Genomic DNA, 11,099 nt, shown 5'->3' with positions numbered 1-11,099 from the left:
TTTTTATTTTTACATTTTTCTTACAAAAGCCGGCTTTCCTTACCAAACTGGCTACGTAGAAAGGCCATCTGGTCCCCCCGTATACGGTGGCTATTAATCAGCGCCAGATACTCTGCCATATTCGGCACATAAGGCAGGGCCAGTAATTCCATGCCAATTTCGTCCAGTCGATGGCTACCCTTACGCTGATTACAGCGCCGACAAGCCGACACTACATTCAACCAGCGATCCTTACCACCACGTGAGGTAGGCACAATGTGATCACGGGTAAGCGCATTTTCAGCAAAGGATTTACCGCAATATAAGCACAGATGCTTGTCGCGACGGAAAAGAGCCCGATTGGTTAACGGTGGAGGCGGGCGCTTATAACTGTGGGTAATGCCATCGCAGGCGATAATCGAGTGGAGGGATAAGAGTGATCGAGCACCGGTAGTGCGACTGGTCCCACCATGCAACCGGTAGATTTCTTCCCCCAGCGTCCAAGTGACCAGACCACGAGCATAAAGGGTGGCGGCGACCTGCCAGTCCAACCATTCGACCGGGGCCCCCGCCTTGTCCAAGCGCAAAATACGTTCAGTCATGGGCAACCTCAGCAATGTAATTGAGTGTGGCTGTATCAGATATAAACGTAAGGTGATGACGATTCTGCAACAGAAGGCAAAAGAGATAGGAACGCTATTGCGGGAAACCCCGTGGAAGGTCGTGCATTGCCGGTGTGGGTATGTCAGCACGGTGGCGGCGCCTTTACTTTATTATCTCTGATTAATTTGCCTCAACACCCTAATCACAGACAACCAGCTGAACAAATAATAAACAGGGCAGCGCGCTAGCCGCAACTCTCTTTTCACATTGAGCGTTTCCTGATTAGCGTTTGTGTTCGCAAGCCTGGCCAATGATCAACTGACGTTCCGCTTTAATGCATTTGTATTCAAGGCATCTCGGAGCGAAAGGACGGCAACTGGTAACAGCTGGTCACCGTGGCCCCAGTATTGTCGCCATCGGTCATGATCGCCACTGCATCCACCGATGTCACCGCCATTCCATGGAAACGCTGGAAGTCCGCTTGGACATTACGTGAAAACATATGTGCCACTCCGGCACCGCCTGGCCCCTGCACCACCACCATTTCTGCCTGGTGCGCAAATGGGTTTGGCCAATGAGCGCCAGGCGCAGATTGCCGCGACCAAACATAATTGATCGCCCGGGTTTGCCAGGGCAACCACCCCTTTTTCACTACATACACCCGTGCCTGAAAATCATCACCGGCTTTATGCTGCTCGTTGGTATCCGGCCAGGCGGCCACAGCCTCAGCCCGCCATTGCCAGACCAGCCAAGGCGTTTTTTCAAGGTCGACGCTTTTCTCCCGCACCAGCCCTGAGGCCGTTCCCTGTGCACGGGCCTGCCAGCACTCAGTGGTTTGTCGATACGCCGTATGCCCGGCAAAAACCACTTCTCGCCACTCCGGAGGCGCTGCCGAAACCGCCAAAGCAGGCATTAATGCCAAAAACAGCGCCATCCAACGTGGTATACATTGGACTCGCCGGTCACAAACAAACCTCGTTTTCATACGCCGAATTCCTAGAATGCTCTGTTTACTGTGTCACTAGCACAAGGCAGATACCATGCAGTTTGATTACATCATTGTTGGCGCCGGTTCCGCCGGCTGCGTACTCGCCAACCGCCTCTCCGAAAACCCGAATAATCGCGTGTGCCTCCTTGAAGCCGGCCCCGCCGATAACAGCCTATTTATTCGGATTCCTGCGGGCATCATCATGATGATGCGCTCCAACGCACGGAACTGGCGCTATTACACCGTGCCCCAGAAAGCCTTGAATAACCGCCAGATTTATATTCCGCGAGGGAAAACCTTGGGCGGCTCTTCCGCCGTCAATGCCATGTGTTATACCCGTGGCCATAAGTGGGACTATGACCACTGGGCGGAACTGGGCAATAAAGGCTGGGGATACGATGATGTCCTGCCTGTTTTCAAACGCTCTGAGCATTATGAAGCGGGTGAAAGCACCTACCATGGCACTGGTGGCAAGTTAAACATTGCCGACCTGCGATTCACCCACCCGGTGAGCCGCGCCTTTGTTAAAGCCGGCGTGCAAGCCGGGCACCCTGCCACCGACGACTTCAACAATGAAGTACAAGAAGGCATGGGCATGTACAAGGTGAACCAGAAGGATGGCGAGCGCTGCGGTGTTGCCAAAGCCTACCTGCACCCGGTAATGGATCGTCCTAACCTCACCATCATGACCAATGCACTGGTCAATCGCATCTTGTTCGACGGCAAACGGGCCATCGGCGTAGAAGTGGAGCACGACGGTCAGATCCGCACCCTAAAAGCAGACAACGAAGTGGTTCTCTCCGGGGGCGCCATCAACTCGCCACAGGTGCTAAAGCTATCCGGGGTAGGCCCGGCGGCGGAACTGGCCGAACACAACATTCCGCTGGTTCATGATCTGCCTGGGGTTGGCGAAAACTTGCAGGACCACCCCGATGCGCTAGTGGTCCATAAAAGCCTGCGTAAGGACACACTGAGCCTAGCCCCCGGCGCACTCATGACCACCGGGCTAAAAGGGATCTTCAATTTCTTTTATCGCCGCACTGGTCAGCTGACCTCTAACGTGGCAGAAGCCGGTGGCTTCATCAAATCGCGTCCTGAAGAAAACATTCCTGACCTGCAGCTGCACCTGACTGCTGCCAAGCTGGATAACCACGGCCTCAACATGCTCTTCAGCATGGGCTATGGCTACTCCGGCCATGTCTGCATTTTGCGACCTAAAAGCCGCGGCAACATCACCCTGCGTGACGGCAACCCCCGCTCCCCAGCCCTGATCGACCCGCGTTTTCTGGAGCATCCGGACGACATGGAAGGCATGGTCCGCGGCGTGAAGGCCATTCGCAAGATCATGGCACAACAGGCGCTCACCGACTGGCGCGGCGAAGAGATCTTCCCGGGCAAAGAGGTACAGAGCGATGAAGAAATTCGCGGTTTCCTCCGCCAAAAGTGTGACAACATTTACCACCCGGTGGGTACCTGCAAGATGGGTAGCGACGAAATGGCGGTAGTCGATAGCGAGCTGCGTGTCCACGGCCTAGAAGGCTTGCGCGTAGTGGATGCCTCTATCATGCCGACCCTGATTGGCGGCAACACCAATGCCCCCACTGTAATGATTGCCGAAAAAGCCGCTGACGCCATTCTTGGTCAGTAACATTCGGTCAGCTGCTTTAGGTGGACGCCTGCCCACCTAAAGCAGCGTCTCAGGGAGCGGGTAGCGAATTACACTCGTACTTCTGTCTGCACTTTCTTGGCGGCACGCCCCATCATTTCGATCACTTTCTCACGATCCCGTTTTTTCAAGGTGTGGCTTTCCACATGCAAGCTGAAGCCTTCCGACTCATAGTCCACTTCCACTAGCTTGTCCTGTTTCAGATCTGTGGCGCAATGGGCCAGGGTGCGCAGGATAGTGTTCTTGTCGAAGTTACGAATGCGCTCCAGGTCGATATGCATACCAAAACCCGCCGTTTGCGCCGACACATAACGGTTCTTTGCTCCGCTATCCCTTTTGGCTCCTAGAGCTTCAAACACCGAAATCGGCCGGTTAAATCCTTTTACTTGGATGTCACCCATGTTGCGGCACTGAATTCGGTCCTTCACCAGTTCTTGGGTCGCCTCTGAAATCAGCACGCCACCTGGACGGCAAGCCGATTCTAGGCGACTGGCCAGGTTCACATCAGTGCCCAAAATGGTGTAGTCCATACGAGAATCGGTGCCAAAGTTGCCCACCGTCGCATACCCGGTGTTAATACCAATACGGATTTCCAGCTTGTGTTCAATACCTTCGTGAGCCCAGCGCTGGCGTAATAATTTCATTTGCTCCTGCATCTCGATGGCCATTAATACACATCGGTAGGCATCTTCCTGGGCACCGGCGCTTTTCGGGTCACCGAAAAACACCATCACTGCATCACCGATGAACTTGTCGATAGTGCCACCGTGGCGCAGTGCAATGCGGGTCATTTCGCTCAGGTAAGTGTTGAGCATCTTAGTCAGAGTCGCTAATGGCAGCTCTTCGGAAATGGCACTAAAGCCTTTAATATCAGAAAAAAATACCGTGAGCCGCTTACGCTCGGTTCCCAGCTTGGCATCGCGCTTGCCGGAAAAAATGGAACCCCACACCTGGGGCGGTAAATACTTGGCCAGCTTGCGAGACATATCCACCGCTTGTTTCTGCTGATGGCGCACCAGCTCCTGTGCCTGTTGCAAATAGCGAGCCTGCAGGCGAGCAAATGCAGATGACGCCCCGACATAAATGCCCAAACCGAGCATGGAGATAACCGACAGCAAAACCGGTGTCTGTTGCGGTGGTAGCACCTTGAAATCCAAAACCCAGCCCATCAGCAGAGCGCCAACGCCGGTCATCAGGATATTCATCAGCCAGGGTTTGAGGCCTCCGCTACTTACCGCGTTGGCATGAACAATGATCAACAGCACCATGGCGGGCACCAGAGAGAAATGTAGCAAAGCACACACAAGGCCAATCACCATAGCATCTGCTTGCATCAGCAGCTGATGAACCATTTTGGTGGGTCGATCCTGCTTGTCGAACAAAAAAAGTAGGCCCTGGGCGGACATGGGGTAAATCAGCAGCCCCGCCACCCCCAGCATATATAGCGCAGGAAACAGGTTCAGGTTTAGCCCCGCAATAAGGATCATGGCGGCCACCAGAAAAGCCAAAAGGCGAATATAATTTGCCTGGCGGCGCGCGCGCTCCATAGGCCCCAGCTGAGGACGGCGAGATTTCTTTTTTGTGATGAAGGTCATGTGATCGGTTTCACGCGATTTCTGCGGAGCTTAGCGGTTTACCGTATAAGAAAAAAGACTGGGATGACTAAAGGTCGAGGATTCCTTGCTGCCTGGAAGCATCCGAACTCTACAACTGGGACTCATCTGCAATTCGGGCTACCATGGCGCGGTTATAACAGGAGCCCTGAATGGACACCCTCACCGCCCTGACCACCCGTGTCTCAAGCCCCCGCCTTCAAGAACCAGGCCCCAACGATGAGCAAATCGACATGCTGCTGCGTGCCGCCATTCGCGCTCCGGACCATGGCCTGCTACGCCCCTGGCGCTTTATTGTGCTGCAGGGCCGCCAACGTGAACGGCTGGGCGATATCATGGTGGCGCACTTGCTAGAACAACAACCGAACGCCGACCGCCGCACCCAGAATAACGCCTACAGCAAGGCCCTACGCGCGCCCACTATTATCGTGGCCGTGGCCGAAGTCACGGAAGGACACAAGATTCCCGTCTGGGAGCAGGTGTTAGCGGTGGGAGCATCCGTTCAAAATATGATGCTGGCAGCCTATGAACAAGGTATCGGCGCTATGTGGCGCACTGGCGCACTGGCCAACTCAGACCTTGCCAAGGAAAAGCTCGGCTTTGCCCCCAAGGACCAAGTGGTGGCCTACCTGTACCTGGGTACCGCGGCGAGCAGCCTCAAATCCTTGCCCGATGAGCGCCCTGCCGATTTTATTCGTGAGTTGCCATGATGGACTTGGCAGCACTAGCAGAACAGGTTCGTGATGCCATTCCCCTCACCCGGCATCTGGACTTCCAACTGACATCATTCGACGGGCAGACACTCACCGTTACCGCCCCCCTGGCGCTTAATCATAATGACAAAGGCACTTTTTTTGCCGGTAGCCAGTCAGCTCTGCTTACACTCTCCGGCTGGGCACTTACTACATTGCTTGCCCGCCAGGCGGGCGCTAACGCAGACGTGGTGGCGGTGAAAACCGACCTTGAGTATCTGCTTCCCTTGCACAGCGACATCCATATCACCGCCACGGTCAGTAACGAAGCGCGGAGCCAATTCGAACAGCGCCTTGAACGCCGGGGAAAGGCAACTTTGCGCATTTTGGCCCACGGCACCAGTGCTAATAGTGCCCGAGTCTGCGAATATCAGGGTCTTTATCTTGCGAGGATTGGACTCAATGATGACTGAAAGTACAATAACAACCACTCACCTGTTTCTGCTGGCCTATGCGGGCTGGGCACTGTTCTTGCTCATCTTGCTCATTTCCGCCCGCTCCCTTGCCGTGCTAAGCGGCAAAAGCAAAGCCGACGGTTTCCCCCCTTATCATTACAACCCAGCCTGCCCGCTGAATCGATTACACCGGGCCTACCTCAATACACTAGAGCTGCTTGGCATCATCATCGTAGTGGTAGCCACCGCCCTATGGATCGGCAACACGGACTTGAGCGCCACATTACTGCCTTGGCTGGTCGCTGCCCGGGTAGCCCAAAGCATTATCCATCTAGTAGGCGTGAACCACTGGCTGGTGCAAATTCGTTTCGGTTTCTTCCTGGTACAGGTGGCCTTAGTGAGCTGGCTGGCCGTAGACCAAGCCTGTTTATTACTCTCGCTAGCCAAACAGTGAACAACCGGCGGCGGGATGCTTGCCTCCCGCCGCGCCCTCCGGTACTCTACGCGCCCTCAACTGCTGCCCAGTGCACTTTTGACGACAATCTGGTGAGGTGTCCGAGTGGCCGAAGGAGCACGCCTGGAAAGTGTGTATACCGCAAGGTATCGAGGGTTCGAATCCCTCCCTCACCGCCAAATATAAAAAAAGCCCCGCAAACGTGGGGCTTTTTTTATTCCTCTCTGCTCCCCGTAACCCGCTACAAAATCAGCTTAAATGCTGCCAATCAACGCCAAAGCCATGGTTCGAATATAACGTGAGGCACGTGGGTATCGAACTTGCGGCCTGCTATTACTTGCCCGCCATTCGACCCACTCGCTACAGTAGAGGATACACTTCAAGGAAATACATCCATGACCCGCACCCATGGCTGGCTGGCTCGACTGGAGCAACTGGGCAATCGATTGCCCCACCCCACGCTGTTGTTTGTCTGGTTTTGCTTGCTACTGCTGCCTCTTACTGCCGTGCTGGGCGCACTGGATGTGACCGCCACCCACCCGCTCACCGATGAAACCATTACCGCCCATTCCTTGCTGGATGCAGACGGCCTGCGTTATCTGTTCACAACCCTCGTGGGTAATTTTACCGGCTTTGCCCCTCTTGGCGTGGTGCTGGTCGCCATGCTAGGCCTAGGCGTGGCAGAGCAGTCCGGCCTACTGTCCGTTAGTCTGGCCAGCTTAGTACGACGCTCTTCCGGCGGCGCTCTGGTATTCACCGTTGCCTTTGCCGGGGTACTCTCCAGTTTGACCGTGGACGCCGGTTACGTAGTGCTGATACCGCTGGCAGGACTGGTGTTTCAGCTGGCCGGCCGCCCCCCCATCGCCGGTATCGCCACCGCCTTTGCCGCAGTTTCTGGCGGCTTCAGCGCGAACTTACTGGTCGGCCCGGTGGACGCCACGCTCGCAGGGCTCTCGACAGAAGCGGCACACATCATCGACCCGGACCGCACGGTGGCGGCCACCGGCAACTACTGGTTTATCATCGCCTCCACCTTTCTGGTGACCGGGCTGGTCACTCTAATCACTCGCACGCTCACCGAACCCCGGCTGGCCCACGCCAATACCGTGGCTGACGCATCAGTGGACGCGCCGCAAATCCATTCCCGCGCCATGAAGTGGACCGGCCTGACACTGGCAATCCTACTGGCAGGGCTAGCGCTACTGGTATTGCCAAACGATGCACCACTGCGCCACCCGGATACCGGCAGCGTGCTGGGCTCGCCGTTTATTCATGGTCTGGTGGTCATCGTGGCGTTGATTGCCGGCATCTGCGGTGCGGTTTATGGCAGGGTCAGCGGACAGTTTCGCAACAGTGGAGCGGTTATCACTGCCATGGAAGTGACCATGGCGTCCATGGCCGGCTACCTGGTATTGATGTTCTTCGCCGCGCAATTTGTTGCCTGGTTTAACTACAGCCAGCTGGGCCTGCTATTAGCGGTGAAAGGCGCCGCCTGGCTCGGTGCACTGACCGTGCCCAAGGTGGTTCTGTTATTACTGTTTGTGGTGCTCACCGCACTGATCAATCTGATGATCGGCAGCGCCTCGGCCAAGTGGTCGATCCTTGCGCCGGTCTTTATTCCCATGCTGATGTTACTGGGCATTTCTCCCGAGGCCAGCCAGGCGGCCTATCGAGTGGGCGACTCCAGTACCAATATCATCACTCCACTGATGCCCTATTTTGTGCTGGTGCTGGGTTTCGCTCGCCGCTATCAGCCAGAGACGGGCATCGGCACCCTCATTGCACTGATGCTGCCCTACAGCCTGACATTACTACTGGGATGGTCGGTATTATTGGGGGTGTGGATTGGGTTTGGCTGGCCTTTGGGGCCTTGAGTTAAAAGTGAAGGTTGAAACGCGTGGCAACTTACTCGAATTAGAACGTTAAGAAGCCGTACCTCCAGCCATACTAGACAGAAGGCGGCAACAAGATAACGCCAATGACACGAAGGTAAACAGCAAAACCACAAACCCGCCGCTACTTTCCCTTACTGGCGAATAGTGCGACGGTTCGGTAATGGCTGCTCACTGTTTGAGCGGAACGGATTGATATCAATTCCACCACGCCGGGTAAAACGACCGTAAACGGTCAGGTGGCGAGGCGAACATTGCGTCATCAGATCGACAAACATTTGTTCAATAATCTGCTCGTGAAAGCCCTGATGATTTCGCAGCGATACCACATAGCGCAAAAAGCTGGCCGGGCTGATAGCACGACCGGTGTAACGAACGACCACTGTCGCCCAGTCTGGCTGATCGGTAACCGGACAATGGCTGCGCAACAAATGAGAATACAACTGGCCAGTTTGTTCGGGGCCCTGATCGCATAACAGCAAATCAGGCCGGTACTCGTAATGCTCGAAATTCAGATCTATATTGTCCACGCAATCGCCGCGATCTTCCCACACAGGGAAACCCGCCGACTCCTGCAGCGAAAACAGTAATACCTCAATGTTGCCCCCTGCTGTTTGTGCCACATCTTTCTCAATAGCAGCACGCACCGCATCGCGGCTTTGAAAGCGAGTATTGGCAAACGAATTCAGATACAGCTTTAAGGACTTGGACTCAACAATGTTCGGGGTTGTGCACGGAACACGCAGTTCGCACATGGCCACAATGGGCTTGCCCTTTTCATTGAGCCAGGACAATTCGTAGGCATTCCAAATATCCGAGCCGTGAAAAGGCAGTGTGGCACTTTCCAGCTCCAGGCCCTCGCGCGCGTCCCAGCGCGGCACCGGACACAACAGCGAAGGCATGTATTGATCAACATACTCACTGGAGCGACCCAGCGGCGTTTCTTTAAGATAACTCATGATAACCTCTTGGTAGCCCCCACCATGGGTCGTCGGCAATGGTTAAAGATAACCGGATTCAAGCCCATTGGTTAGTGCCGGATACCGGTACCACGATGCAATAACCATAGTGCGAATAGATAGAAAGCGATCACGAACACCAGAATTGCTGCCAATGAAGCGTACACATTCACATCACTCACGCCCAACACGCCATAACGAAAAGCATTAACCATATACACGATCGGGTTCGCCAGGCTCACGGTACGCCAAAACTCGGGCAATAGATCGATGGAATAAAACACCCCGCCCAGGTAAGTCAGAGGCGTTAGGATAAAGGTGGGGACAATGGATATATCATCAAACTTAGTGGCAAAAACCGCATTGATGAACCCCCCCAGCGCAAACAACGCTGCAGTGAGCACCACCACCGTCACCGTAATAGCCATGTGCTGCATGGAAAGATGGGTAAAAAAGAGGCTCAACACGCTGACAATTAGCCCTACCAGCATGCCACGCACCATGCCGCCGACAATATAGCCATTGAGGATCACATGGGACGGCATCGGCGACACCAACATTTCCTCAATGGAATGCTGGAACTTGGTGGAAAAGAACGAGCTCACTACATTGCCATAACTATTCTGGATCACACTCATCATGATCAAGCCCGGCACGATATATTGCATGTAATCGAAGCCTCCCATGTCACCAATACGGCTACCGATGAGATTGCCAAAAATCACAAAATATAGGGTCATGGTGATCGCAGGGGGCAACAAAGTCTGCGGCCAGATACGGGTAAAACGACGAATTTCTTTCGTTACCAGTGTGAGGAATGCAATCCACTGCTCGCGTGCATTCATGACGCCCTCCCCCCTGGCAGGTTCTGCTCAACCAATCGAACAAACAATTCTTCCAACCGGTTCGCCTTATTACGCATGCTCATTACTTCAAAGTTTTGCCTAGCCAATTCCGCAAACAGCGTATTCAGGCTTTCGCTTTTCGGCACCGCCACCTCCAGGGTTTTGGCATCACGCAGCGACACTTCAAAACCGTCCAGCTGTGGGGCCTGCGTAACGGGCCGAGCCAGATCAAGAATAAAAGTTTCTACCTGCAATTGTTCCAATAGAGATTTCATGTCGGTGTTTTCGGCGATGACACCATGATCAATAATGGCGATATGCCGACACAAGGATTCCGCTTCTTCCAGGTAATGCGTGGTCAGAATGATCGTTTTACCTTGCTCATTCAGCTTAGTGAGAAAATCCCACATAGATCGGCGCAGTTCGATGTCTACACCTGCGGTGGGTTCGTCCAGAATCAACAACTCCGGCTCGTGAACTAGGGCACGGGCAATCATTAAACGGCGCTTCATGCCCCCCGAAAGAGTACGAGATTGCTTATCGCGCTTGTCCCACAAGCCCAGTTGGCGCAAATACTTTTCTGCCCGCTCCCGGGCCAACGGGCCAGGAATACCGTAGAACCCGGCCTGGGTCACCACAATATCGAACACTTTCTCGAACTGGTTGAAATTGAATTCCTGAGGCACTACGCCGATCTGCTTCTTGGCCAGAGAGCGCTGAGTATCCAGGGAGTAGCCAAAAATACTCACATCGCCGTCGGACTTATTCACCAGAGAGCTGATCACGCCAATAGTGGTGGATTTACCAGCGCCATTGGGGCCTAGCAAGGCAAAGAAATCGCCCTTCTTCACCTCAAGATCAATCCCTTTAAGCGCTTGCACGCCATTGGCATAGGTTTTGGTCAAATTGCGAATTGTCAGTGCGGACAAGGCACACCTCATGAGAAATCGGTA

At 54.4% G+C, this 11,099-nt stretch carries 11 protein-coding genes and 1 tRNA gene; 6 read left to right on the top strand and 6 right to left on the bottom strand.

What is annotated here, in order from left to right; all coding sequences use genetic code 11:
* Positions 1-20 precede the first annotated feature (20 nt).
* Positions 21-581: an HNH endonuclease gene (locus ABO_RS04595; RefSeq protein ID WP_041704908.1), complete on the bottom strand. Its 561-nt coding sequence runs from the start codon at positions 579-581 to the stop codon at positions 21-23.
* 347 nt (positions 582-928) lie between these two features.
* On the bottom strand, positions 929-1,516 hold the full coding sequence (locus tag ABO_RS04590) for a DUF3047 domain-containing protein (protein WP_231483339.1): 588 nt from the start codon (positions 1,514-1,516) through the stop codon (positions 929-931).
* A 106-nt stretch (positions 1,517-1,622) separates the two neighbouring features.
* On the opposite strand from ABO_RS04590, the gene ABO_RS04585 reads away from it, so the two are divergent.
* Positions 1,623-3,218 carry a GMC family oxidoreductase gene (locus ABO_RS04585; protein WP_011588170.1) on the top strand — a complete coding sequence of 532 codons (1,596 nt, stop codon included), beginning with the start codon at positions 1,623-1,625 and terminating at the stop codon, positions 3,216-3,218.
* A gap of 68 nt (positions 3,219-3,286) precedes the next feature.
* Here the strand turns inward: ABO_RS04585 and ABO_RS04580 are convergent, their stop codons facing one another.
* Entirely contained in the window at positions 3,287-4,831 is a 1,545-nt protein-coding gene (locus ABO_RS04580) for an adenylate/guanylate cyclase domain-containing protein (protein ID WP_011588169.1), read from the bottom strand.
* A gap of 170 nt (positions 4,832-5,001) precedes the next feature.
* Here ABO_RS04580 and ABO_RS04575 point away from each other — a divergent pair, with 170 nt between their 5' ends.
* The 5 genes from ABO_RS04575 to ABO_RS04555 all read left to right on the top strand — a co-directional run bounded on the left by ABO_RS04575 (position 5,002) and on the right by ABO_RS04555 (position 8,324).
* Positions 5,002-5,559 (top strand): nitroreductase family protein, encoded by a 558-nt coding sequence (locus ABO_RS04575; RefSeq protein WP_011588168.1) that lies wholly within the window; start codon positions 5,002-5,004, stop codon positions 5,557-5,559.
* Complete coding sequence (locus ABO_RS04570) at positions 5,556-6,014, top strand: YiiD C-terminal domain-containing protein (RefSeq protein WP_011588167.1); 459 nt, start codon at positions 5,556-5,558, stop codon at positions 6,012-6,014. Before ABO_RS04575 ends, ABO_RS04570 begins: the two co-directional genes overlap by 4 nt.
* Entirely contained in the window at positions 6,004-6,450 is a 447-nt protein-coding gene (locus tag ABO_RS04565) for an MAPEG family protein (RefSeq protein ID WP_035458621.1), read from the top strand. The genes ABO_RS04570 and ABO_RS04565 overlap by 11 nt, the downstream gene beginning before the upstream one ends.
* A gap of 91 nt (positions 6,451-6,541) precedes the next feature.
* Positions 6,542-6,629 (top strand) — tRNA-Ser (locus tag ABO_RS04560).
* Between the two features lie 216 nt (positions 6,630-6,845).
* Positions 6,846-8,324 (top strand): AbgT family transporter, encoded by a 1,479-nt coding sequence (locus tag ABO_RS04555; protein WP_011588165.1) that lies wholly within the window; start codon positions 6,846-6,848, stop codon positions 8,322-8,324.
* 152 nt (positions 8,325-8,476) lie between these two features.
* On the opposite strand, the gene queF is transcribed toward ABO_RS04555, so the two are convergent.
* The 3 genes from queF to ABO_RS04540 form a co-directional block, all read right to left on the bottom strand.
* A complete protein-coding gene (gene queF, locus ABO_RS04550; RefSeq protein ID WP_011588164.1) occupies positions 8,477-9,301 on the bottom strand; it encodes an NADPH-dependent 7-cyano-7-deazaguanine reductase QueF in 825 nt (274 codons plus the stop codon).
* Between the two features lie 71 nt (positions 9,302-9,372).
* Complete coding sequence (locus ABO_RS04545) at positions 9,373-10,146, bottom strand: ABC transporter permease (protein WP_011588163.1); 774 nt, start codon at positions 10,144-10,146, stop codon at positions 9,373-9,375.
* A complete protein-coding gene (locus ABO_RS04540) occupies positions 10,143-11,087 on the bottom strand; it encodes an ABC transporter ATP-binding protein (RefSeq protein ID WP_011588162.1) in 945 nt (314 codons plus the stop codon). Before ABO_RS04540 ends, ABO_RS04545 begins: the two co-directional genes overlap by 4 nt.
* Between the last annotated feature and the right edge of the window lie 12 nt (positions 11,088-11,099).

Source organism: Alcanivorax borkumensis SK2 (genome assembly GCF_000009365.1).
Classification (GTDB): Bacteria; Pseudomonadota; Gammaproteobacteria; order Pseudomonadales; family Alcanivoracaceae; genus Alcanivorax; species Alcanivorax borkumensis.
This window is presented reverse-complemented; position numbering and strand designations above follow the sequence as displayed.